Source organism: Streptococcus parasanguinis CC87K (genome assembly GCF_000507765.1).
GTDB lineage: Bacteria > Bacillota > Bacilli > Lactobacillales > Streptococcaceae > Streptococcus > Streptococcus parasanguinis_J.
Map to the genome: position 1 here is coordinate 807,097 of NZ_KI669401.1, position 23,645 is coordinate 830,741.

Annotated in this window: 22 protein-coding genes; 2 read left to right on the forward strand and 20 right to left on the reverse strand. The window is 43.8% G+C overall.

All coding sequences use genetic code 11. From position 1 onward, the window contains the following. Positions 1 to 11: 11 nt before the first annotated feature. The 15 genes from dnaX to yghU form a co-directional block, all read right to left on the reverse strand. Complete coding sequence (gene dnaX, locus HMPREF1195_RS03980) at positions 12 to 1,688, reverse strand: DNA polymerase III subunit gamma/tau (RefSeq protein WP_023918484.1); 1,677 nt, start codon at positions 1,686 to 1,688, stop codon at positions 12 to 14. Next, positions 1,688 to 2,185 carry a GAF domain-containing protein gene (locus HMPREF1195_RS03985; RefSeq protein WP_023918486.1) on the reverse strand — a complete coding sequence of 166 codons (498 nt, stop codon included), beginning with the start codon at positions 2,183 to 2,185 and terminating at the stop codon, positions 1,688 to 1,690. The genes dnaX and HMPREF1195_RS03985 overlap by 1 nt, the downstream gene beginning before the upstream one ends. A gap of 482 nt (positions 2,186 to 2,667) precedes the next feature. After that, entirely contained in the window at positions 2,668 to 3,348 is a 681-nt protein-coding gene (locus HMPREF1195_RS03990) for a YoaK family protein (RefSeq protein WP_023918488.1), read from the reverse strand. A gap of 191 nt (positions 3,349 to 3,539) precedes the next feature. Beyond that, entirely contained in the window at positions 3,540 to 4,178 is a 639-nt protein-coding gene (gene udk, locus HMPREF1195_RS03995; RefSeq protein ID WP_003007856.1) for a uridine kinase, read from the reverse strand. Between the two features lie 141 nt (positions 4,179 to 4,319). Next, on the reverse strand, positions 4,320 to 5,432 hold the full coding sequence (locus HMPREF1195_RS04000) for a hypothetical protein (protein ID WP_023918490.1): 1,113 nt from the start codon (positions 5,430 to 5,432) through the stop codon (positions 4,320 to 4,322). 120 nt (positions 5,433 to 5,552) lie between these two features. Further along, positions 5,553 to 6,632, reverse strand: coding sequence for a hypothetical protein (locus HMPREF1195_RS04005; RefSeq protein WP_023918491.1), 1,080 nt, complete (start codon positions 6,630 to 6,632; stop codon positions 5,553 to 5,555). 124 nt (positions 6,633 to 6,756) lie between these two features. Next, positions 6,757 to 7,803 carry a dTDP-glucose 4,6-dehydratase gene (rfbB, locus tag HMPREF1195_RS04010; protein WP_023918493.1) on the reverse strand — a complete coding sequence of 349 codons (1,047 nt, stop codon included), beginning with the start codon at positions 7,801 to 7,803 and terminating at the stop codon, positions 6,757 to 6,759. A gap of 269 nt (positions 7,804 to 8,072) precedes the next feature. Next, positions 8,073 to 8,666: a dTDP-4-dehydrorhamnose 3,5-epimerase family protein gene (locus HMPREF1195_RS04015; RefSeq protein WP_023918495.1), complete on the reverse strand. Its 594-nt coding sequence runs from the start codon at positions 8,664 to 8,666 to the stop codon at positions 8,073 to 8,075. Beyond that, complete coding sequence (gene rfbA / locus HMPREF1195_RS04020) at positions 8,666 to 9,535, reverse strand: glucose-1-phosphate thymidylyltransferase RfbA (protein ID WP_003002772.1); 870 nt, start codon at positions 9,533 to 9,535, stop codon at positions 8,666 to 8,668. The genes HMPREF1195_RS04015 and rfbA overlap by 1 nt, the downstream gene beginning before the upstream one ends. Before the next feature lie 144 nt (positions 9,536 to 9,679). After that, positions 9,680 to 10,111, reverse strand: coding sequence for a hypothetical protein (locus HMPREF1195_RS04025; RefSeq protein WP_023918497.1), 432 nt, complete (start codon positions 10,109 to 10,111; stop codon positions 9,680 to 9,682). Positions 10,112 to 10,229: 118 nt separating this feature from the next. Continuing rightward, positions 10,230 to 11,054: a ZIP family metal transporter gene (locus HMPREF1195_RS04030; protein ID WP_023918499.1), complete on the reverse strand. Its 825-nt coding sequence runs from the start codon at positions 11,052 to 11,054 to the stop codon at positions 10,230 to 10,232. Between the two features lie 252 nt (positions 11,055 to 11,306). Continuing rightward, positions 11,307 to 12,398 (reverse strand): NAD(P)/FAD-dependent oxidoreductase, encoded by a 1,092-nt coding sequence (locus tag HMPREF1195_RS04035; protein WP_037599357.1) that lies wholly within the window; start codon positions 12,396 to 12,398, stop codon positions 11,307 to 11,309. 6 nt (positions 12,399 to 12,404) lie between these two features. Then, the gene (locus HMPREF1195_RS04040) at positions 12,405 to 13,202 is read right to left on the reverse strand and encodes a Nif3-like dinuclear metal center hexameric protein (RefSeq protein WP_023918503.1); all 798 of its coding nucleotides are present in this window, start codon (positions 13,200 to 13,202) and stop codon (positions 12,405 to 12,407) included. After that, a complete protein-coding gene (locus HMPREF1195_RS04045) occupies positions 13,189 to 13,878 on the reverse strand; it encodes a tRNA (adenine(22)-N(1))-methyltransferase (protein ID WP_023918505.1) in 690 nt (229 codons plus the stop codon). The genes HMPREF1195_RS04040 and HMPREF1195_RS04045 overlap by 14 nt, the downstream gene beginning before the upstream one ends. 270 nt (positions 13,879 to 14,148) lie before the next feature. Continuing rightward, entirely contained in the window at positions 14,149 to 14,937 is a 789-nt protein-coding gene (gene yghU, locus HMPREF1195_RS04050; RefSeq protein ID WP_023918507.1) for a glutathione-dependent disulfide-bond oxidoreductase, read from the reverse strand. Between the two features lie 138 nt (positions 14,938 to 15,075). On the opposite strand from yghU, the gene add reads away from it, so the two are divergent. Then, entirely contained in the window at positions 15,076 to 16,095 is a 1,020-nt protein-coding gene (gene add, locus HMPREF1195_RS04055) for an adenosine deaminase (RefSeq protein WP_023918509.1), read from the forward strand. Between the two features lie 318 nt (positions 16,096 to 16,413). On the opposite strand, the gene HMPREF1195_RS04060 is transcribed toward add, so the two are convergent. The 5 genes from HMPREF1195_RS04060 to recJ form a co-directional block, all read right to left on the reverse strand. Then, the gene (locus HMPREF1195_RS04060; protein ID WP_023918511.1) at positions 16,414 to 17,097 is read right to left on the reverse strand and encodes a DnaD domain-containing protein; all 684 of its coding nucleotides are present in this window, start codon (positions 17,095 to 17,097) and stop codon (positions 16,414 to 16,416) included. Between the two features lie 9 nt (positions 17,098 to 17,106). Then, on the reverse strand, positions 17,107 to 18,051 hold the full coding sequence (metA, locus tag HMPREF1195_RS04065) for a homoserine O-acetyltransferase MetA (protein ID WP_023918513.1): 945 nt from the start codon (positions 18,049 to 18,051) through the stop codon (positions 17,107 to 17,109). Positions 18,052 to 18,152: 101 nt separating this feature from the next. Next, positions 18,153 to 18,665 (reverse strand): adenine phosphoribosyltransferase, encoded by a 513-nt coding sequence (locus tag HMPREF1195_RS04070; RefSeq protein WP_023918515.1) that lies wholly within the window; start codon positions 18,663 to 18,665, stop codon positions 18,153 to 18,155. A gap of 309 nt (positions 18,666 to 18,974) precedes the next feature. Further along, entirely contained in the window at positions 18,975 to 19,571 is a 597-nt protein-coding gene (locus HMPREF1195_RS04075) for a TipC family immunity protein (protein WP_023918517.1), read from the reverse strand. Continuing rightward, positions 19,568 to 21,793, reverse strand: a complete 2,226-nt coding sequence (gene recJ, locus HMPREF1195_RS04080) for a single-stranded-DNA-specific exonuclease RecJ (RefSeq protein ID WP_023918519.1) — start codon at positions 21,791 to 21,793, stop codon at positions 19,568 to 19,570. The genes HMPREF1195_RS04075 and recJ overlap by 4 nt, the downstream gene beginning before the upstream one ends. A 479-nt stretch (positions 21,794 to 22,272) precedes the next feature. Here recJ and HMPREF1195_RS04085 point away from each other — a divergent pair. Continuing rightward, the coding region (locus HMPREF1195_RS04085) for a Cna B-type domain-containing protein (protein WP_023918521.1) at positions 22,273 to 23,645 on the forward strand (1,373 nt) is incomplete at its 3' end.

Below are 23,645 nucleotides of genomic sequence, written 5' to 3' on the forward strand. Positions count from 1 at the left end.
AAATTCATGTATTAATCGTCTTGCAGGGTGATTTTATCGGATAAAAAGTGAAATTCCTCAGGGATGACACTTTCCTCTTCTTCCACCACTTCCGCTTTTTGCCCACGCGCCTTAGCCGAAAACTCAGCCCGAATTTGAGTCCATTCTTCCATCGAAACCGCTAAAATCTCTGGCGAGAAACCGGCAGCATTACTGAGGATATTTCCAAACATGGTATTGAGGTTGTCCCGCTTCATGGTCTGTTCAGCATTAAAGGCAGACTCAAAGGCTAAAATAGCGTGATTTTCATTGGCAGCGACCGGCTGGGATCCGATTAAGAGGGCTTTATCCGCACCTGCCAAGCTCTCGATGATTTCCCCCCAAGCGTTCTGAAGACGGATCAAGTTGGTCCGTGCCAACTCTGGGTTTTCAACCGCCTCTTGTAAAATGGCATTGACCTTGTTTCGATCTGCACGGTAGCCCTTGCTCGACTTGGTTGGACGAGCTACTGCTGGTTTTGAAGCAGGAAGACTGCTACCTGATTGCGCTAACTGTTGCTTGAGTTGAGCGACTTCCTTCTTCAAATCTTCCAGCTGAGCTAGCAGATTGGAAGGAACCTCCACAGTAGCTGAGTTAGAAACTTGGCCTGTGCTTTCAGCCAATTTAATGGTCATCATTTCAGTGTAGATGCGCGGTTGCAGACTATTTTTGATATCCGCTAGACTGGTCGTCGCCTGGTCAATCAGGGCAAAAAGACGGGCTTGATCGGCTTCAAGATTAACGGCAAACAAGTCACTATTGTGGGTATTTTCTCCACCTGTCTGGACAATCAAGAGATCTCTCAGGTATTGAAGTAAGTCCGTGACAAAGCGGGCCATATTCTTCCCGTTATCAAAGATAATCGCCAGCTGATCCAGCGCCGCTGTCGCATCATGAGCCAGGATGGCAGCTACGTACTGATCGAGCGCAGCTAGGCTGATTGAGCCCGTAATCTCTTCAGCGATTGCTGTCGTCAACTCACTACCTGCAGTTAGACTCAGGGCTTGGTCCAAAATGGACAAAGCATCCCGCATCCCACCTTCAGCGCGCCGGGCGATGATCTGGACAGCATCTGCTTCATAGGCAATCCCTTCAGTAGCTAGGATATTTTCCAAATGCTGGAAAATATCTGGCAGTTTGATGGATTTGAATTCAAAACGTTGCACCCGTGACAGAATGGTCGCAGGAATTTTGTGCAATTCTGTCGTTGCGAGGATAAAAACCACATTTTCCGTCGGCTCTTCCAGCGTCTTCAACAAGGCATTAAAGGCCCCTGTCGAGAGCATGTGGACCTCATCGATAATGTAGACTTTGTGCTTGGCTAGACTTGGAGCATAGGTCGACTTGTCGCGAATATCGCGAATTTCATCGACCCCATTGTTAGAGGCTGCATCGATCTCGATAACATCTTCAAGACTCCCATTGGTAATGGATTCACAGATATAGCAGTTGTTACACGGCTCCCCATTGACTTGATTGGGACAGTTCATGGCCTTAGCAAAGATCTTGGCCACACTGGTTTTCCCAGTTCCACGAGGACCCGAAAAGAGATAAGCATGGCTGATCTTGTCCTGCTCGACGGCCTGTCTCAATGTCCGTGCCACCACTTGCTGGCCGACCAATTGGCCAAAGGTCTGGCTACGGTATTTCCGATATAAAGCTTGATACATTAGTTCTTAACCCCAAACATCTTAAAGTCCCAGTTTGTCTTTTCGATCAAGAGAGCGACAAACTTTTCCAAATACTCTTGATCCAGCTGATCATAGTCAGAGACACACTCCGAATCCAGGTCTAAAACCCCAAGGAGATGACCGTCCTTGACCATAGGCACCACAATCTCACTCATAGCCCGGCTATCACAGGAAATATAGTTGGCATGCTGGCGCACATCTTCAACAATCATGGTTTCCTGCTTTTGAGCTGCTTCTCCACAGACACCCTTTCCAAGTGCGATATGGACACAAGAAACACCTCCCTGAAAAGGTCCCAAGATCAATTCCGTTTGGTCATACAAATAAAAGCCTGCAAAGACCGAACGAGGCAGGGCTTGATTTAAGAGCGCACTGGCATTGGACAGATTAGCCAAGGCATTGCTTTCTCCTGTTAAGAGAGCGTCTAACTGAGCCAGCAAGAGCTGGTATTGTGATTCTTTTTCCGAATGTTTCATACCTTCCATTATACCAAATCTTTGCCCAAAAATTAAGCTTCAAACAGCGAAAGAAAAGAGAGTGGGACAGAAATCAGTCATTCGTTAGAATTCGATTTCGTTATCCCACCTCCGCACAGTTGAGTAGGACTGTAAAAGCTGATGAAATCAGCGTAGTAGAGCCCACTCAACCACTGCGTCTTGCTCGACAATCCAAAAACAATTGAGAGGCTAGGACTTTTGTCCCAGCCTCTGGAATATAGATAAAATTATCTTAGAAACTTTCCTTAGGTGAGGACGGACGTCAGCGAACTTCAAAGAAGTTCCATGACTAATTATTGAGCCTAAGGTCTCAATAATTCCGAGTGCTAGAAACAATTTTGTTTCTAGCACTTTTCTCACGGCGGAAAGTTTCAATATATTCTTGATTCATTTTAAAAATGAAATCTCAGTTTTATTTCTTTGCAGAATCATTTAACTCATTCTTCTAAAAATTATTTTATCTATTCATGTCGCCGATTGAAGTGAAAGACTTCAAAATACTGAATGGCACGATAGATTAAAAAGATAGTCAAGATAATGGATACCAGCCAGATGGTCTCTAATCCATAAAACTGGATCAAGTAGGTCGAAAAAATGGCCCCACAGACGAAACTCCCGATCAGGCAGGTCATAAAGATGGCTTCCCAGAGGAATTTCATCTCCCTGTCTCTAACAAAATTTCCATAAGCTACCATGGTTTTCTTGAGATTTCCGGTCATAAAAGAGTGGTTGTAGGCATAGCTACCTACTTCTCCAAATGAGGTCGCTACGATTCCTAAACTCAGGCCAAAAAAAGGCACGATGAAGACATTTTTTACCGATGCTGGCAAAAATCCCGTCACCAAAGTTGTGAGGATATAGGGCACTAGGGTACTCAAGCGCCAGACTGAATTATCAATCAAGCGACGCAAGACCGTCATTAAAAAGATCCCCAGCATAAAGGCCAGCATCGTGGCTAACTTCACTTCTACATCTGAGATCTGCTGGCCGATCAAACCAACCGATAGAAAAACCACATTTCCCGTCTGGCCTGCCGCCAAGGTCCCACCCCGACAAATAAAGGTATAAGCATCTGAAAAACCAGCACACATGGTCAATAAACAAGCGAACGCCTTGGTCCGCGAATGAAACTCCCTTTTCATTTCCATTCTCCCTAGGAAAAAGAGGGAGTGGTACAAATGTTACATAACATTTCTGGTACCACTCCCGCGAAGTTGATTGAGAACTCTTTCGAGTCTTTTAGCGAATGAAGAGTCTCACCAACTACTGCGACATTCAATTATTCCAACTAATGATAAACGATGGAGATCGATTGTCCTCTTTCTCCCTATCTTTATTTTCCCTCACGCGCCTCGTTGAGGATTTTCTCAATCTTGGTTGTGATCAAGTCAATCGCAACTGTATTGGTCACGCCCTCAGGAATAATCACATCCGCATAGCGCTTGGTAGGCTCAATGAACTGGTGGTACATCGGTTTTACCACACCAAGGTATTGCTCAATGACACTATCGAGACTCCGGCCACGCTCCTCCATATCGCGCTTGATCCGGCGAATGATCCGAACATCATCATCCGTATCCACAAAGATCTTGATATCCATCAAGTCTCGAAGGCGCTTGTCTTCAAGGACCAAGATCCCTTCCACGATAAAGACATCTTGAGGTTCCTGACGATAGGTCTTGCTGCTGCGTGTATGCTCTGCATAGTCATAGGTTGGGATATCCACTGGACGACCTGCCAAGAGTTCATTGATCTGCGCAATCATCAAGTCCGTATCAAAGGCAAAAGGATGGTCATAGTTGGTCTTGATCCGCTCCTCAAAGGTCAAATGACTTTGGTCCTTGTAATAAGAATCATGCTCAATCATGGCAATCTTTTCATTCGGAAAATTAGCCAAAATGGCACGAGACACACTGGTCTTTCCACCACCAGAACCACCAGTAACACCAATAATAATAGGTCTATTTTGCATTTTCTACTCCATTACCTGTAGTCGTCTGAGAAGAAATAGTCATCTCAGACACATCTTATCCATTTTACCATATTTTTGCCTAGACATGAATAGTTTTTCATTAAGAAGTTTGGAAACAAAAAGGACCTTGCGGTCCTTTCATTATTTTACTTTTTCTAATTTTGCGGCAAATTCATTACCACCACGTAAGACGAGTATGTTTTTTCCACCGTTGACAGGTACGAAACAATAATTTGAATTAGCTTGTATATAGACTTCCTTAGCGCTCTTCACTTGATAGCCTTCTGATTTCACCGCTTCTTGAATTACTTCAAATGTGTGTTCGATCTCTTCTTTAGAAGTCGTGTCTCCATCATACTTTTCTTGATCAGCTAGAGAATAGAATGCGTAAGCCTTGCTATCGTAATACTTATCACTAATAATTCCATGATCTGAAATCTGAACAGTTGTATTATCTCCTTCTGTCACATTCTTCCATTTTCCAACCATGGCCTTTGGTGTTTCAACCTTGTGATAGACCAAATTATCTTCAAAGTTTCCTTTGTATGATTTATAAGTTTTCAAGTCGAATAAATCATTTCTTAAAATAATATTGCTTCCGTCTTTTTGGAGCAAGTTATAGCGTGTGTTCCCACCAGACTTAATAACAACTATTTCTGTCGTCTTCAGGTTAAATTTCTTATCGACATCCGCAAGTGAATGCAAGTCCGTCGCATTTAACAAAGAAAGTGCTGTATTAAATTCTTTTTTCGCTTCATTGCCTTTGAGAACCTTTTTGATGGTCTCGCCACCATTGACTTTTTGTTTCTTTCCACTTAGTTCATAAGTGACCGGACTAGAATCCGTATTTCTCAACCAAACCCCATCTAGACTTGGTCCACCTGAAAAGAAAAAGAACCAAGCAAGAGCAATTACTGCGACAAGTCCCGCAACTGCGACCCCAATTTTGGTTTGCTTATTGAAAGAAAATGTCAATTTTTTCGGTCTTGGAACAGGTTGCAAAGTTTTCGCTGATGGCTGCGGTTGGACAACAGCTGTCTGCCCTTGTGAAAGAGGTGCGCTAGGTGCAACAGGTGCTTCTTGGGCTGGAGCCTGCGATTCAGCTACCGAAGCTGGTGCCTCAGTTGTTGGAGTCGACGCTTCTTTTCGCTCTACGACAAACTCCCCTTTTTCACGCGCTTCTTGAAATTCTTGCATACTTGGCTTGCGACCATTGACCGCTTCAAAGTATTCAACCCAATCTTTTTGATTCATCATATCCCCCTTATTGATTCATTAAAAAAACTAATCATATTATACCACAAATCAGCGAGTTCAGAGCTTTTTTAGGAAATTCATGATTAAAAGAAAAAAGGACCTTTCGGCCCTTCTGATTTATTTCACTTTTTCCAATTTTTCAACTAAATGATAGTCTTCTGTGAAAACTAGGACTGTCTTCCCTCCATTTACAGGGACATAATAAAAATCAGATCCTAGTTGCTTGTACACGTCTTTCATACTAGTTAGCTGGTAATCTTGAGAATCGACCGCATCTTGAAGATCTTCATATATCTCTTTCACTTTGTCAGCTGTCTTTTCTTGTTCAAACTTAGTTGAAGGCATCTTTTGGAGCTCTTCTAGGCTATAAAAAGCCGTACCTTCGCTACTATCAAATTCACTATAAGTAAGAATACCACGAGCATTTAATTCAAGATAATTGGTTTCATCATGATAAGAACGCTCAATTTTCCATTTCCCAACTAGCACTTTAGGAATTTCTGTCTTGTGAAAAATAGCATTCTTCTTAAAGCTTTCTGAATGATCACTATAGGTAACCAAATCCATCAAGTCATTGGCTAAAATCACATTGGTCCCATTGCTTTGGAGTAGATTATAAACAAGCCCATGCTCGTCTTTAATGATGATAACTTCCCTCGTGTGGAGGTCAAATTTTCTATCAACATCTGCTAAGTTTTTCAGCTTGGAGTAGTTTAACTGGTTTAAAGCTTTCTGAAACTCTTGTTTTGCTTCATTACCTTTGTAAACTTTCTCAATCTTATACTTACCATACGATCGTGGATCTTCTTGATTTAACTCATAAACCACTGCTGTTGAATCAGCAGGTCCAACCCAAATTCCTTCCAAACTTGGAGTCGGTTGGAAGAAAAAGAAATAAGCCAGTACAATAACAGCTAGTATTCCCACACCTGATAAAGCCCATTTGGTCTGCTTATTCCATTTCACACTAAAGCGTTTGATAGCTAGAGTCTCATACCCTGACTCCACTTGTGACGGCATTTGAACCTGCTCACTTTTCTCTCGTGAGGCTACCGCTGATGGAACTGGTGCTTCAGGAACGGTCTCTTTTCGTTCCACTACAAACTCACCATTCGCTCGTGCATTTTGAAACTCTTGCAGACTCGGCTTACGGTTATGGAGTGCTTCAAAATAGTCAACCCAATCTTTTTGATTCATCTATTCCTCCTAATCGATGATTGTTTTCAAACTGATCCTATTATACCATACATGAAAAGGCAATCACTCATTTTCAGAAAATAAAAGAAAAAGTCCAAGCAATTTTCTACTTGGACTTTCTTCCTTATTTCAAAACTTCTTGTGTCTTCGCATAGTTGGCTTCGACAGCTTCTTTTTCAGCTTTCCACCAGTCTTGGTGGTCTGTGTACCACTTGATGGTTTCTTCCAAACCTGCTTCGAAGTTGGTGAATTGTGGTTCCCAACCCAATTCTTCACGCAATTTGGTTGAATCAATAGCGTAACGCAAATCGTGACCAGCACGGTCTGTTACACGGTCGTAGGCATCTTTTGGTTGTCCCATTTTTTCAAGGATCAATTCAAGCACTTCCTTGTTGTTCTTTTCACCATCGGCACCGATCAGGTAAGTTTCACCGATACGGCCTTTAGTGAGGATAGCCCAAACACCAGTTGAGTGGTCGTTGGTGTGGATCCAGTCACGGACGTTCTTGCCTTCACCATAAAGTTTTGGTTTGATACCAGACAAGATATTGGTGATTTGACGTGGGATGAACTTCTCGATGTGTTGGTATGGACCATAGTTGTTTGAACAGTTTGAAATCGTTGCTTTGACACCAAATGAACGTACCCAAGCTTTCACAATCAAGTCAGAAGCAGCCTTGGTTGATGAATAAGGTGATGATGGGTTGTATTTGGTTTCAGCAGTGAATTTTTCACCAGGACCTTCCCCATGTCCAGGAAGATCTTCGCGCAATGGAAGGTCTCCATACACTTCGTCTGTTGACACGTGGTGGAAACGAATGTCGTATTTACGAGCTGCTTCCAAGAGTGTATAAGTCCCAACAAAGTTTGTGTAGATAAATGGAGATGGATCTTTGAGGGAGTTATCATTGTGGCTTTCAGCCGCATAGTGAACGATGGCATCAGCCTTAGCAGCCAATTTATCAACTAATGCAGCATCAGCGATGTCTCCCACCACCAACTCGACACGATCTCCAAGGATTTCTTCGATATTGGCACGGTTACCAGCATAAGTAAGTTTATCAAGGACAGTCACATGCACGTCTGGATGGTTGTTGTATACATAGTGGACGAAGTTTGAACCGATGAAACCAGCTCCACCGGTTACGATGATATGTTTATATTCTGACATTTTTTCTCCAAATAATTTTTAGTTTTGATTATTCCTTAAATCAATCTTTTTTTTAGCTTTCCTTATGTGAGTACGGACGTCAGCGAACTTCTTCGAAGTTCCATGACTAAGTTTTGAGCCTAGTGTATCAAAACTTCCGAGCACCTGAAACAAAAGTAGTTCAGGTGCTTTTCTCACGGCGGAAAGCTAAGTACATAGCTCGCTTCGCTCGTTTATAGCAAAGCTAAAAACTATATAATGATGTTCTTGATTGTTTTAAGATTTATATTTTACAAATCTTCTGCTTTTAGGGGTTTGACGTCTTTGAGCAATGGGTGGTTCTTGTCTGCTTCTGAGACTTCTGCTTCTTCCAAGTTTTCCCATTGGATGTCTAGGCTTGGGTCTGCATAGTTGACAAAAGCATATTTTGGTTTGAGTTCCAATGCCCAGTAGTCATTGACTAAGTAAGTATAGGCAACTTTGTCTGTCAAAACTTGGAAGCCATTGGCAACACCACGAGGGACGAAGATGCCTTTTGAAGCATCGATCACTGTTTGGTAGGTATTCCCAAAGCTATCGCCTTCACGAAGGTCTACCCAAGTGCCAAGAACCTTTCCTTCATCTGCTACAGAGATGTACTTGTCCCAAGGCTCTGCATGCAAACCACGCAAAACATTCTTACGAGAGAATGAAATATTGTTTTGCAACTTGCCTTCTGCAAAGAAGCTTTCAGGGAATCCAAGGGGAAGCATTTTCTCTTTTTGGAAGTTTTCTTTAAACCAACCACGGTTATCCCCGCGCACTGGAATATCAAACTCCATCAAGCCTGGGATGGCTTCAATTTTGCGGGCTGCTAATTCTTTATCAAAAAATTGTTCCGTCATTATGCTTCTCCAATCAAACGGAGCAAGTATTGTCCGTATTCGTTTTTCTTCAATGATTGCGCTAATTCATGGACTTGTTCTTTGGTGATATAACCCATGCGATAGGCAATTTCCTCAAGGTTAGCCACTTGGACATTTTGCAAGCGTTGAACAGTTTCGATATATTGAGATGCTTGCAAGAGGCTTTCGTGAGTTCCAGTATCCAACCAGGCAAAACCACGGCCCATGAGCTCAACAGAGAGATCTCCACGCTCCAAATAAGCCTTGTTGACATCGGTGATTTCAAGCTCGCCACGAGGACTTGGTTTGATGTTTTTGGCAATTTCTACCACATCATTGTCATAGAAGTAAAGTCCTGTCACTGCAAAGTTCGATTTTGGATGTTCTGGCTTTTCTTCGATAGAGATAGCGTTCATATCCGCGTCAAACTCTACCACACCAAAGCGTTCTGGATCTTTAACTTGGTAACCAAAGACAGTCGCTCCTTTTTCTTTCGCTTCTGCCCGTTGCAACATCTTGGTTAAGCCATTTCCGTGGAAGATATTGTCCCCAAGGATGAGGGCAACATGATCGTCACCGATAAAGTCTTCCCCGATAATGAAGGCTTGCGCCAAACCATCTGGACTTGGTTGCTCTGCATAAGAGAGAGAAATTCCTAGTTCAGAACCATCTCCAAGAAGCTCTTCAAAACGAGGAAGGTCTTGAGGTGTTGAGATGATCAGGATATCTTTGATCCCAGCCAACATAAGGGTTGACAGCGGATAGTAGATCATTGGTTTGTCATAAATGGGCATCAATTGTTTAGAAGCCGCACGTGTCAATGGATACAAGCGAGTTCCTGAGCCCCCTGCTAAAATAATACCTTTCATAATGGTAGGCCTTTCTACGTAGTCATTACCTTTATTTTATCATGTTTATATAAAAAAGTCACCTTGCATTTGTGTTACAAGGTGATGACAGAAGATGAGTGTTGTAGAATTTTTAGCATTGGTTTTACTCATGATTCAAATAGATTACTGCTCCTTGACTGAGCCGTCTGAAAACCTTACCTTTACTCCCGATTTGGTCGTGCCTCTCCTAGAATCCATAAAGCTCTGAAATTCTTCATCTTCATTATGATAGACCCCTATCTTAATTTTTTTCGCATCTTTATCATAAGCTAGCACATGTTCCTTGGAACTCCCATCAGAAAATGTGAATTTTACATCTGCTCCCCATGCATCTGACGGAATGGAGCTGTATGATGGGTTCTTAATTTCAATCTCCTCAATTACTTCGTAAGAATTCTTCAAGGTATTTATGAGGTTGGCTTCGTACTCTCTATTGCGTTGCTTTTCCTCTAATTTTTTAGTCACATAAAACAAAGAAATCCCAATTACCATAAGGAGAGCCAAGGCGATGACCAACATCCTTTTGCTTTTCTTTATAAACTTGATTTTTACCATAAGACGATACTCCTTACTAATGAAGAACCCTTTGAGCTGTATCTGACTATCTTTTTTCTCAAAGACAATAACAGCAATCAAAAAAAGAGCTTGTCCTGATGCTCTCCTTTTCAGTTCCTTATCCCAAAGCGACGTCTAGGATCATCATAATGACAAAGCCAACCATGAGGCCCAGGGTCGCTACGTCTGTATTGCCATTGGTCTGGGAGTCTGGGATCAACTCTTCAACCACCACGAAGATCATCGCACCTGCCGCAAAAGAAAGGGCGTAAGGCAAGATGGCCGTCATGGACAAGACAGCTACTGCTCCTAGCAGAGCTCCGATGGGCTCGACGATAGCGGACATGGATCCCCAATAAAAGGCATTGAGACGGGATTTTCCATCTGTCCGGATTGGAATGGAAAGAGCTGCCCCTTCTGGGATATTTTGCAAGCTAATCCCAATGGCCAAACCAACCGCCCCGATAAAGGCTTCTGGACTTGGATTGCTAGCCAGAGCTCCAAAGGCCACTCCGACCGCTAAGCCTTCTGGGAAATTGTGGATGGTAATGGCGAGAAAGAGTAGAGTCGTTTTAGACAACTTCTTCTCCCGCGGCGTATGGATACTCTCAGCATCCTCAATCTCCTTACTCATATGAAGGTGAGGGACGATGGCATCTATCAAACGGAGGAAAAATCCTCCAGCTAAAAAACCAATAGCTGCCGGCAGCCAAGCCAGGCTCCCATAAGAGGTTTCCGCATACTCAATCGAGGGTTGCAAGAGTGACCAAAACGAAGCCGCGATCATAACCCCTGCCGCAAAGCCCATCATGATGTCCAGTAACTTGCGACTAATATGCTTGAAGAAAAAGACGATGGCTGAGCCTACAATGGTACAGCCCCATGTAAACAATCCTGCGAGAAAGGCCTGTAAGACCCCGGATTGTGATTGAAACCAATTCAAAGCAACTCCCATATTCTTGATGATTCACTTGTTCTATTCTATTATTTTTAGCCAAATTACGGAAGGTCTTTCGAAAAAAAGAGAGTGGGACAGAAATCGGTCATTCGTTAGAATTCGATTTCGTCGTCCCACCTCCGCAAAGTTGAGTAGGGCTGTAAAAGCTGATGAAATCAGCGTAGTAGAGCCCACTCAACCACTGCGTCTTGATCGACAATCCAAAAATAATTGAGAGGCTAGGACTTTTGTCCCAGCCTACTTCTTCACATATTGTTCAACTGGATAATCCGCTGGATCTAAGCGCAGGTTTCCTCCTACCACGAGTTGGGCCAGGTGCCAACCAATGAGGGGACCTGTTGTGAGGCCAGACGAACCAAGTCCACTGGCGACATAGAGGCCTGCTTGATCAGGAACAACTCCCCAAAATGGTGAAAAGTCACTGGTGTAGGCACGGGTTCCCACGCGCTCCCCGATAACTTCGGCTTGAGCTAGTTCTGGATAGTAGGCCAAGGCTTCTATTTCCATCTGATTTAGCAGAGCTTGATCCACCGTCAGGTCAAAGCCCATCTCATTTTCATGGGTGGCTCCCATACTGATCTTTCCATTTTGGAAGGGAATGATATCCAGCTCTCCTTCTGGCATGACCACGGGATAGTCATCGGTAACTAAGTCTAGCTGATAATCCCGCAATTGCCCCTTTTGCGGACGGACATCAACTTGGTAGCCAAGTGGTTCGAGGATTTGCCCCAACCAGGCTCCTGTTGCCAGGATGACTTGGTCATAGCATTCTCCTGCAATCTGATAACCATCACTTGAAACTGAGAGAGCAGCCTCTTCCTTGATCACTCTTGCCTCACTTGCCTGAAGAAGGGTTTCCGTGAGAAGGGCTCCCTCTACATGAGCACCACCTGATGCATAAAGGAGCTTCTCAAAGCCTTGTAGACCTGGGAATTGCTCACTGACTTCTTCTTTGGTCAAAATCGCCAAGTCTCCAATCAAGGGAGATTCTTCCCGACGGCTCAGTGCCAACTGATAGAGTTCGTCTAATTTTTCCTCATTTTTCTTGAGGAGATAGACGCCGGTCTGCTGGTAAAAATCTGTTTTAATTCCGTCCTTGGCCAGGTCTTCTACCAATTCTTGGTAGAAATCAGCCCCCAGACGAGCCAGGCGATACCAGGCCTTGTTTCGCCGTTTGGAAAACCAAGGGCTAATAATGCCTGCCGCTGCCTTGGTTGCTTGACCGACACCATGGTCATAGACGGTCACATCCACCTGTGCTTCTTTGGATAAATAATAGGCTGCAGTGGATCCCACGATCCCTGCACCAATAATGGCAACTTTCATCATGACCCCTTAGATATGATAAAAAGGATTGGTGCTGGCTTGACTGCCAATCACTTCAATCTCCCACGCTTCCTCAGCCTTCCACTGATTGAGCTTTTCTACTAGTTTTGACACAAAAAGAACTTCGATATGGTGCCCTGGGTCTATGGCCAAGAGCCCATCGCTCAACATGTCCTGAGCCGTGTGGTAGTAGATATCTCCTGTGATATAGACCTCTGCTCCCTTGGTGAGAGCATCCTTGTAAAAGGACTGGCCACTTCCTCCACAGATAGCAACACGCTCAATGACCCGATCCAAATCCGCTTGGTCATAATGAACTAAGCGCAAAGCATCTAAGCCAAAGGTTTCTTTGACCTTTTGAGCCAACTGGCCAAAGGTTTGAGTAGCTACCCGACCGATGCGACCAATTCCGAGCCCTTCTCCCGTCATACTGAGGGGTTCTGTATCTTCAATGTCCAAGAGCTGGCAGAACCAATCGTTGAGACCATCTGGGACAATGTCAATATTAGTATGGCTGACGTAGACTGCGATATCATGCTTGATCAAATCGATATAAATCTGATTTTGGGCCCGATCGGCTACCAAATCCTTGATGGGACGGAAAATGGGCGCGTGCTTGACGATGATCAAGTCCACCCCATGAGCGATTGCTTCTGCCACCGTCTGCTCACGGATATCTAAGGCCACCATGACCTTCTTGATGTCTTTTTGCAGCGTACCGACCTGTAGCCCACGGACATCTCCCTCCATGGATAGTTCCTGAGGACAGTAGGCTTCATAACGTTTGATGACTTCACTTGCTAACATGTAGGACCTCCTTGATGTGTGCGATGCGCTCTTCTAACGATGCTCTGGCAGATTGATTCTCAACTGGTACCTGCTCCAAGGCAAAGGCTAATTTCTCCACTTCCTTGAACCACTTTTGGACAAAGGCTGGAGCTTGTTCCCGCATCAAATTGGGACCAAAGCGTAGTTCCTTGGCTGTCAGCTTTTGAGAACCGTGTTCCACCACGAGGATTTCATAGAACTTCTCATTTTCTTCCAAGATAGCTTCATCGATAATGCGGAAATCATGATCTACTAACCAAGCCCGCAGTTCATCTTCCCGATTATTGGGCTGGAGGACCAAGCGAGAGACATTGGCTAATTTATCAAGACCTGCCGCTAGGATATCAGCAATCAAGCGTCCGCCCATGCCAGCAATGGTAATACAGGAAATGCAATCTGTTGGTTCAAAGGCAGCCAAGCCATTGGCCAGACGGACCTCAATCTTGTCCTCTAAACCATTATCGGCGACATTTTGGAGGGCAGATTGATAAGGCCCCTCTACCACTTCACCAGCAATAGCAGCCTCAATCTTGCCTTCTTGTAAGAGGGCGATTGGCAGATAAGCATGGTCACTCCCCACGTCCAACAGACGAGCTCCAGCTGGGACGAAGCTAGCCACCAAGTCCAATCGATTTGATAATTTTGTAAATTCCATGTGCTACTTTCTATACTTTTATTCCACCCTTTAGTATACCATGTTTGCACCATTAAAAAAAGGCGCAACGGCGCCTTGTCTATTATGGAAAGGTATTACTTTAGACTTTCCTTAGGTGAGTCCGGACGTCAGCGAACTTCTTCAAAGTTCCATGACTAAGTTTTGAGTCTAATGTCTCAAAACTTCCGGGCACATGAAACTTATACGTTTCATGTGCTATACTCACGGCGGAAACTCTCGCTATCATCCTCAACAAGCCGATATTAGACTTTAGTCAATTTCCTTATAGTCTACTTCCAAGCCTCGTTGCACTGCTGGGCGATTGGCAATTTTCTCTGTCCAAGCTTGCAGATGCTTATATTCCTTCACATCTAAGAAAATTCCTGCACGGTCCCAGACCTTGTCTTGGGCTAGACGGCCATACCAAGACCAGATGGCGATATCTGCAATGGTATAGTCATCTCCTGCGATATAAGGTTTAGTGGCCAGTTCCTTGTCCAATAGGTCCAATTGCCGTTTGGCTTCCATGGCAAAACGGTTGATAGCATACTCGATTTTTTCAGGTGCATAGTGGAAGAAATGACCAAAGCCTCCCCCTAGGAAAGGTGCAGCCCCTGTCTGCCAGAAGAGCCAGTTGAGCACTTCTGTCCGTTTAGCCCGATCAGTCGGGATTAATTTGCCAAATTTCTCGGCTAGATACAGGAGGATATTAGCTGATTCAAAGACACGAATGTCTTGATCGCCTGATTGATCTAACATGGCCGGAATTTTCGAGTTAGGATTGATGGCTACAAAGTCACTACCAAACTGATCTCCCTCACCAATCTTGATCCGATAAGCGTCATAGCCTGCATCCACACCCAGCTCTTTCAATTCCTCCAGCATAATGGTGGCCTTGATCCCATTGGGTGTTGGAAGGGTATAGAGTTGGAAAGGCTGGTCACCTTTTGGAAGAGTTTGTTCAAAGCGGGCACCTGCTGTTGGTTGGTTCAAGCCACCCCAGGCTCCTCCCATTTGACTCGGTACTTCCCATACTTCTGGTAATTGATAGTCTGACATCTCATTTCTCCTTTTTTCTAAGCTACTCTTAGCATATCAAATCTCGGGCTTCCTTTCAAAGATCTGCTACGCGAAGGCTACTTGACTTTTTTTGTCAAAATGATAGTATAGAAAAAATACAATTTTAAGGAGAAAACCATGTCCACGATCGATTTTCATAGTTTGGCAAAGACAGAACTTCACTGTCACTTAGACGGTTCCTTGTCGCTTCCAATCATTCGCCAGTTGGCAGCTATGGCCAATATTGACCTACCTGCTAGCGATGAGGAGCTCAAGCACCATGTCACTGCGCCTGCCCACTGTGAGAATCTTTTGGACTATTTGGAGGCCTTTGACTACATTCGGCCCCTCCTCCAAACTAAGGAAGCCTTGACGCTTGCTGCTTACGATGTGGCCAAGCAAGCTGCTCTCGAAAATGTCGTCTACATCGAGGTCCGCTTTGCCCCAGAATTATCCATGGATCAAGGACTCAATGTCCCAGAAACCATCGATGCAGTCTGTGAAGGACTGCGCCAAGCCCAGGATGAATTTGGCATTGTTGCAAAAGCCTTAGTCTGTGGCATGCGCCAGTCCGATCAAGAAGTCACCTCTCGCATTCTAGCAGAAGCCAACCAAGTTAGCGATCAAGATTTTGTTGGTTTTGACTTTGCCGGGGATGAGCACAACTACTCTCCAGAAGATATTCGACCCCTAATTGAGCAAGTCAAGAGTTACCATCGGCCCATGACGCTTCATGCAGGTGAGTGTCATTGCCCACACTTTGTTGCCCAATCGATTGCATTTGGCATCAAACGCAATGGCCACGTTACGGCTCTATCTCATGAACCAGCCTTACTTCAATCCTTTATTGACAATGGGGTCACTGGTGAACTCTGCTTGACCAGCAACCTACAGACAAAAGCAGCGCCGACTATAGAAGATTTCCCTTATTTGAAGATGAAGGCAGCCGGAGCTCGGATCAGTATCAATACCGATAACCGGACTGTATCTGATACCGACCTCACCAAGGAATATGCCCTCTACCATCAGCACTTCCAAACCAAGGAAACTGACTTTTATAAACACAATGTCCATGCCATCCAGGCTTCCTTTGCCAGTGACGAGGAAAAACAAGAACTCCTTAGTAAACTAGAAAAAGCCTATGCGGACTATTTATAAAGGAAAAAACTAGCACTTTATGAGTACTAGTTTTTTGAATGGTTAAAAATTATTTTTTCAATTAAGAACCTATTTTTTTCAGTAAAAATAATGTCTTATTTTTAAAACTATTCAAGTATAAACTAAAAACTTTCCGCCGTGAGAAAAGTGCCTGAAACACTATTGTTTCAGGCACTCGGGAGTTTTGAGACCTTAGGCTCAAAACTAAGTCATGGAACTTCTCCGAAGTTCGCTGACGTCCGTACTCACATAAGGAAAGTTTCTAGGAAGACTTTACCTTCCATCTGCAGCTAGCACTTTTATAAAGTGCTAGTTTTTTTAATCCTTCCACAAATCCATGGCCTTCAAGAAATCGTCTGAAACGGTCACATTGCGTGGGTTGGCTTGCTCGCGTTCTTGTAGTTTCGCCTCTACTTGGGCTAGACTGTTGATGCCTTCACTGCGCCAGTTGCGTAAAATGGCTTGGATATATTTCCAATGAGGCTTGCCGTTAAAGACAGCTTCTCGTAAGGCTGCCTTGATCACATCTGGATCTGTCTGATCCTCGCGCACAGTCTTGGTCAAGTCTTCAATCTCAAAAGGCGTCAAGAGTCGTCCCAGTTCTTGTTGGAAGGTTTCCACCAAGTCCTTGATGACATTTCCCTTTGCAGGCGCGCTCTGTGCCTTCCCTTGTAATTGGGATTCTAAAATCTCATCCAAGCGCTCCAGAGCAATGGTCGCATCAAAGATGGCTTCAATCTCGCCATTGAGCTCAATGGTCCGGTATTGAAGGAGTCCCTTGGTAGTCAAATTGGACATAATCCGATTGACCTCTGTCACCGTTTTTCCTAGATGACTAGCAATCTGATTAGGTGATAAGGCCTCTTGGCCAGTCGTATTTTGAAGGAAGAAAAACTGCCAAACCAAGTAATCATCTGCTTGGTCAAACAACTCATGATAATGAAAAAGCAAGGCACTTGGAAGAACCAAGTTGCCATACTTAAATGCTTGTGAATATGTCATAATTCCCCTTTATAGGTAACCATAAAATGAAATATCTTTTTCCAATTCTTCCAAGCGGTAAGGTGTTTCTTGATAAACCGCATAGTTGATCCAATTACTAAAGAAAGTCGTCGCAGCTAGATTCCAACGAATGCGAGGCTCTGTATTAGCGTCATCCCCATCAAAATAATTCTCGGGAACGTCCGGATCCAAGCCTGCCTTGACATCTCGGTGGTATTCTTTTGCCAGCGTATCGCGATCATACTCCAGATGGCCAAAGCTATAGACCTCACGCATGTCTGGACTGGCAATGATGGAAAGCCCAACTTCATTCCCTTGAGCGATCACTTGAAGATTGCTCTTTTCAAGGACTTCCTTCAAAGGAATATCCGTATAGCGAGAATGAGGGGCAAGGAAGCGATCGTCAAATCCTCTCATGAGCAGACTTTCGGGACGCACCACTGCTTGGTCATAGATGCCCGATAGCTTGTCACAGAGCTCTACTTTTTGAATCCCGTAACGGTGATACAATCCAGCCTGGGCTCCCCAACAAAGGTGCAAGGTAGAAAAGACATGCCGTTTAGACCATTCAAAGACCTGGGTCAACTCTTCCCAGTAGTCCACTTCCTCAAAGTCCATCTTTTCGACAGGCGCCCCCGTCACAATCAAGCCGTCATAGTAATTATCCTTGATATCCTCAAAGGTCTTGTAGAAGCTCTCCATATGCTCGGCCGCTGTATTCTTAGACTCATGGCTAGTCATATAGAGGAAATCTACATTGATCTGCAAGGGCGTATTGGCCAGGAGGCGTAGCAGTTGAGTCTCAGTTGCTTCCTTAGTCGGCATGAGATTCAAAATCAGAACATTTATAGGACGAATATCCTGGTGAGTTGCTCGAACATCATCCATGACAAAAATATTTTCTGAACGAAGAATATCTACTGCAGGTAATTTTTTATCTAGTGTAATTGGCATAAAAAGCTCCCATCGTGCAAGTTCTTAACTAACATTATATGATAGGAGCTTATAGTTTTCAATTATGGTTTTTCTGTATCCAGTTATAGTATTAGACTATATCAGTAATGCATCAAACCTTTGTAGTCGTAATCGCCGATCGCTTCGCGACCTTTCAATTCATCCAACTCGATCAAGAAGGCACACCCTGCAACGATCCCACCGAGTTTTTCGATCATTTCGATGGTTGCTTTCACCGTACCACCAGTCGCCAAAAGGTCATCAACGATAAGGACGCGTTGACCTGGTTTGATGGCATCTGCGTGCATGCAGAGGGTATCCACACCGTATTCTTTTTCGTAGTCAGCAGAAATAACTTCACGTGGCAATTTACCAGGCTTACGAACAGGCGCAAAACCAATACCGAGCTCAAAAGCTACCGGACATCCAACGATGAACCCACGCGCTTCAGGACCAACGATCATGTCGATTTTCTTATCCGTTGCGTATTGAACGATTTCACGAATCGCATAACTATAAGCATTACCATCTGCCATCAAAGGGCTGATATCACGGAAGGTAATTCCTTCTTGTGGATAGTTTTCAATGCTTGCAATGTAATCTTTTAAATTCATGGTTAACTTTCTTTCATAAAAAATTTTTTACATTCCATTATATCATGAATTCTACTAACTTGCATCATTTTTTGCCAAATCATTTTCCCATACCTGCAGTAACAGCAAAATGAGGCTGGGACAAAAGTCCTAGCCTCTCAATTGTCTTTGGATTGTCGAGCAAGACGCAGTTGTTGAGTGGGCTCTACTACGCTGATTTCATCAGCTTTTACAGCCCTACTCAACTGTGCGGAGGTGGGACGACGAAATCGAATTCTAACGAATTACCGATTTCTGTCCCACTTTCATAATAATTGTTAGAAGAACCTTTTACTGTCCTTCTATTAATTTGTTGTACTCGATTTTCATATCCCCCAAGTTTTTCAGGGAATAACGGGAGCTTCCGTTTTTAAACCAAGTACCCAGGATATATTGCTCGGCGACCTTCTTACTTTGGTTTTTCAACCAAGTGCGGTCTTTGCCATAGGTGGCAAGTTGCTCAAGGAGTTGTTGGCCCTCGTAGGTAGTATCTTCTTTAGAAAGGTAGACCTCTTTCTGGAAAAACAACTTTTTGGATGAGTTGTATTTAAATATAAAACCAAGTGTCACACCTTTTTCCAATTTAAAATCATACATATAGGTCCAGTTGGGAGTTCCTCTAAACATCATCACGGACAGTTCTTCGTTAGCATCGACAATTCCTTTAGAATAGGGGTAGGTCTGAAAATCCTCGTTTTCTTTCCAAATACCATCGTTCCCTATCGTTTCTGTATAGGGCTTAAACATCACATAGCGCATCAGCCCACCATTTTCAGAGTAAGCGATCTCCTCCATAGGATTTTTGAGGCTTAGATAGATTTCAAACCAATAAAGAGCAAAAAGTAGGATGGGAATTAGGCAGAGAGTAATTTTTAGACGTTTTTTCATGAGGCCTGTTCTGTCAGATAGTCATAGATTTCGCGAACGGTTCCAAGGGCCATTAATTCCTGCTCTTTCACCGTTTGTTTGAGATTTTGGTAGATGGTGCTTTCTGCGATTTCCCGTTTTTCTGCTGCTTTATTGACCTTCATGATGCCATTTTCAATGGTCACAAAGCCCAATTCTTGGAAGATCTGGATCATTTTAACCAAGAGGATCTGCTCGATCTTGAGATAGGTAGCTAGGTCTTTCAGTTTGTAGCGGACATCGAACTCTGGGTATTGGTAGATGGTTTTATAGAGCTTAGCATACTGGTCCCTGCTACCGTAGCCTGTCAGATAGTAGGCTTTAGCAATTTCATTTTTGAAATACACAGCTTGGAAATCATGCTCTTGAAAGATGTGACGCAGTTGCTCTATATCCTCAGGGATATTTCCAACCACTACAGCAGTTGCTCCTGCTAGATCAGGCAGTTCTTTGGTAAAATCAAGTACAGGAACACCTGCGGGGAGGCTGGCATTTTTGGAGCGGATATTAAAGAGCTGGACGCCGTCCACACGCGCATCGACCAGCATGAGCTGAAGGGTTGTTTGGCCATTCCATTGGTTGACAGATAATTGAACGGCTAGCTCTAAGTCTTGCGCCTGGGCAAACTCTGTTTCTAAGCTTCCCAAGCCAAAGGCAACCACCTCAAAGGTCGCATCTTCTTGAGAAATTTTGAGTTTCAAGTGAGTATTGCCAGCTCCCATCGAGCGCGCCCCTTCTACCTTGAAATTACGGACCAAAAAGACAGGCTTTTTATTGTCCATTCCAAAAGGACTCAAGCGTTCAAAGCTTTTCAGAGTCTCAAGCGTTAGTTCAGTTAAATGCAGTTCCTCGTCGATGGCTAAGGTGGACTTGCTACTGAGATCAATCTCTTGCTCTCGAATATAATCCGTAAGGGCCTGAGACAAGGAAGGGAGTTGGTCCACATCTAAGGTCATCCCTGCTGCACCGGCATGCCCGCCAAAGGCGACAAAGAGCGACCGGTGGGGAGCGAGGGCATCAAAGATATTGACCGACTCAGGACTCCGAGCGCTTCCTTTAGCACGCCCATCTTCGATGCTTAAAACAACTACTGGCTGATGAAGCTCTTCTAATAGACGGCCAGCTACAATACCAAGGACCCCTGGATTCCAGCCTTCCTTGGCCAAGACTTGGGCGGACAAGCTCGGATCGACCATAGTTTTAGCTTCGTCATAGATGCTTTGGACAATTTCTTTACGTTCTTCATTCTTTTGATGAATCATGAGGGCAATCTCGTGCGCCTCTTCATCGTCAAATCCTGTCAGGAGTTCAATGGCCGGATTGGGATCATCGAGGCGTCCAAGGGCATTGAGACGAGGAGCAATCTGAAAACCAACTGTTTCTTCATTGATATCCTCCGGACGAATCCCTGCGATCTCCAAGAGTTCCTGCAAGCCCATGCGCTGGGTATGTTGGAGAACACCCAGGCCGTATTTGACCAGAATCCGATTCTCATCTGTCAGGCTGACCATGTCAGCAATGGTCCCAATTGCTACCAGGTCTAAGAGATCGACTGGTACTTCCTCTAGGAGGGCACAGGCCAACTTAAAGGCCACACCACATCCTGCTAGATAATGGAAGGGATAATCCGCATCTGGATGCTCCGGATGGATGATCGCATAAGCATCCGGCAAGTCCTCTGGCATCGAGTGGTGGTCCGTCACGATAACATCAACCCCCATTGCTTGAGCCATGGCAATGGCTTGATTGCCCGCCACACCATTGTCCACCGTGACAATCAGGGAAATGCCTTGCTGCTCGATAAAGTAGTTGTAGACACTCTCATTGGGACCATAGCCGTCTGTGAAGCGGTTGGGTAGGTAGACTTGCACCTCTGCACCCATCTGCTCCAAGGTTTCCTTCATAATGGAGGCCGATGTCATCCCGTCCGCATCATAGTCTCCGTAGATGAGGATCTGCTCATAATCTTCGATGGCCCGTCGGATGCGCCCCACTGCCTTGTCCATATCATGGAGCAAATAAGGGTCATGTAGCTTCTCTAGTTTGGGTTCTAAAAAGTCTTCTAAATCCTCTTTGGTTTGAATGCCACGCTCATACAGCAAGGTTGCTACGGACGCTTCTAGGCCTGCTTTTTTGGCAAGGGCTAAAAAGGCCTCATCTGCACTTGGCGAAGCTAACTGCCAATCGTATTTTGAAGTGATCATCTAGCTTTTGGTCTCCTCTTTTTCTTATCTGAATATTATAACATGAAAGGCTAAAATGGCGGGAAATAAAAGGTCGACTTATACAAAAACCAAAATCAACATTTTTCATTATTTTTGTTGCATTTAACTTGACTTATCATACTAAAAGAATATAATAATGATGATAATAATCTTTTAAATATGCAATGGGATGATTATTCTGTTAAAATTTGCAACGTTTATTATCACTTTAACATTATGACGCTTGTCATTTCCCTTGTTTTTCTATCTAAACAAACGTAGTTAGAGGGTTTGAGCTGATTTTGTCGGTGGGTTTGTTTTCTTTTAATGCATAAAGAGGAGCATATAATTCATCGATCTATCCTAAACTGAGGCAGCTGGTTTCATGGAGTAGAAATTAGAAGCCTTTCTATTTTAGGATATATCACTATATAGAAAAGCCTCGGAAAGGGCAGGCAGAAGAAAGGAAATGAGGCCAATTGAAATCTCTTTATAAAAAGATAGTTGCATTTGTAGCTATCATCGGTGTGGTAGCCTTGGGCTTGTCTGTGATCAAACCCGTAAGCGCGGCCACTGTTTCACCAACCGTCACCAACTTAAAGGCCCAAACAAATGGACAAAAGGTTACCTTTTCATTTGACTGGGATTTAACTGGTAAATCAGTTAAAGACGGTGATACATTTACCATTGATGCTCCAGAAGGTGTCAATATCACTGAAATCGCAACACAATCACTCCAAGCTAATGGAGCTGAAGTCGCAACCATTTCGATGACAAACAAAAAGATTACTTTTACCTTTAAAAAAGCAATCGAGTCCATGAACCAAAATGTGAAGGGTGGATTCTCATACAAAGCAGAATGGGATAGCACACCAGGAAATCCTGGTAACAAAACTGCCACTTCTAAGGTTGGATCTGAATCCGTTGTTATCACACGTCCTGATGGTCCTGGAGTATTTGAATCTGTCTTAAATAAATACAACCTTACTGGTGACTTTGTAGCTAAGGAATTCAAATTAGATGCATCTGAAAACTATGCATGGATGAAAGTTGGAGATGACTACTATCTGACAAAATGGTTCATCCGTATCAACGGAGATGGTAAGAAACAAGCCATCACAAACCCTGTTGTGTCAGATAAAATCCAAGCTCCAGCTGTAGATTACTCAAAAATCACTTTTGCTCCAGCTGCAAACCACGCTGCAAATGAATTCTTTGTAGGAACTTACTTGAAACCATCCTTCACTTTAAGAAAAGGTGGACAAGTGGTGGCTTCTGGTTGGGACTTCTGGAAACATGTGAAATTCGATGCGGACGGCAATGGATTTACCGTGAATTTATCAGATGTCAGTGATGTCTTTAAAACAGCATCAAGCGATGAATTGATCGTTGAATACCAAACATTAATTCCTAAGACAACCATTCGCGTTGACAACAATGCTACATTGACAGCTGATGAAATCACAACACCTCAAACTGACCCAGCCTTCTGGAACAACACTGAATTGAAATTCTGGGTGAGCGGGGACAAAACTGTCACTGTTCAAAAAGAATGGGTTGGTGATGAGGAAGCTGACCGTAAAGATATTACTGTTCAATTGTATGCGGACGGCAAAGCCTTGGATGGGTTAACACAAACTCTTACAAAAGCTTCTGGCTGGAAAGCAGCATTTACGAATTTGCCAGGTATCAAAGACGGTAAGGCAATTGAATATTCAGTAGTAGAAACAAACACTCCAGAAGGTTACACTTCTAAAGTTGAGAAAATTGATGATGACAACGTGATTAAAGTGGTCAACACATCAAATAAACCAACTACAACTACAACCACTACGACTCAAGAGCCTACAAC

Coding starts and splice junctions, on each gene's coding strand:
- dnaX (WP_023918484.1), bottom strand. CDS start 1,688: ATGTATCAAGCTTTATATCGGAAATACCGTAGCCAGACCTTTGGCCAA.
- HMPREF1195_RS04045 (WP_023918505.1), bottom strand. CDS start 13,878: ATGGAATTTACAAAATTATCAAATCGATTGGACTTGGTGGCTAGCTTC.
- HMPREF1195_RS04000 (WP_023918490.1), bottom strand. CDS start 5,432: ATGAATCAAAAAGATTGGGTTGAATACTTTGAAGCGGTCAATGGTCGC.
- HMPREF1195_RS04060 (WP_023918511.1), bottom strand. CDS start 17,097: ATGACATATTCACAAGCATTTAAGTATGGCAACTTGGTTCTTCCAAGT.
- yghU (WP_023918507.1), bottom strand. CDS start 14,937: ATGTCAGACTATCAATTACCAGAAGTATGGGAAGTACCGAGTCAAATG.
- rfbB (WP_023918493.1), bottom strand. CDS start 7,803: ATGTCAGAATATAAACATATCATCGTAACCGGTGGAGCTGGTTTCATC.
- HMPREF1195_RS03990 (WP_023918488.1), bottom strand. CDS start 3,348: ATGAAAAGGGAGTTTCATTCGCGGACCAAGGCGTTCGCTTGTTTATTG.
- HMPREF1195_RS03985 (WP_023918486.1), bottom strand. CDS start 2,185: ATGAAACATTCGGAAAAAGAATCACAATACCAGCTCTTGCTGGCTCAG.
- HMPREF1195_RS04015 (WP_023918495.1), bottom strand. CDS start 8,666: ATGACGGAACAATTTTTTGATAAAGAATTAGCAGCCCGCAAAATTGAA.
- HMPREF1195_RS04005 (WP_023918491.1), bottom strand. CDS start 6,632: ATGAATCAAAAAGATTGGGTTGACTATTTTGAAGCACTCCATAACCGT.
- add (WP_023918509.1), top strand. CDS start 15,076: ATGTCCACGATCGATTTTCATAGTTTGGCAAAGACAGAACTTCACTGT.
- udk (WP_003007856.1), bottom strand. CDS start 4,178: ATGCAAAATAGACCTATTATTATTGGTGTTACTGGTGGTTCTGGTGGT.
- rfbA (WP_003002772.1), bottom strand. CDS start 9,535: ATGAAAGGTATTATTTTAGCAGGGGGCTCAGGAACTCGCTTGTATCCA.
- HMPREF1195_RS04040 (WP_023918503.1), bottom strand. CDS start 13,202: ATGTTAGCAAGTGAAGTCATCAAACGTTATGAAGCCTACTGTCCTCAG.
- HMPREF1195_RS04070 (WP_023918515.1), bottom strand. CDS start 18,665: ATGAATTTAAAAGATTACATTGCAAGCATTGAAAACTATCCACAAGAA.
- HMPREF1195_RS04025 (WP_023918497.1), bottom strand. CDS start 10,111: ATGGTAAAAATCAAGTTTATAAAGAAAAGCAAAAGGATGTTGGTCATC.
- recJ (WP_023918519.1), bottom strand. CDS start 21,793: ATGATCACTTCAAAATACGATTGGCAGTTAGCTTCGCCAAGTGCAGAT.
- metA (WP_023918513.1), bottom strand. CDS start 18,051: ATGCCAATTACACTAGATAAAAAATTACCTGCAGTAGATATTCTTCGT.
- HMPREF1195_RS04075 (WP_023918517.1), bottom strand. CDS start 19,571: ATGAAAAAACGTCTAAAAATTACTCTCTGCCTAATTCCCATCCTACTT.
- HMPREF1195_RS04035 (WP_037599357.1), bottom strand. CDS start 12,398: ATGATGAAAGTTGCCATTATTGGTGCAGGGATCGTGGGATCCACTGCA.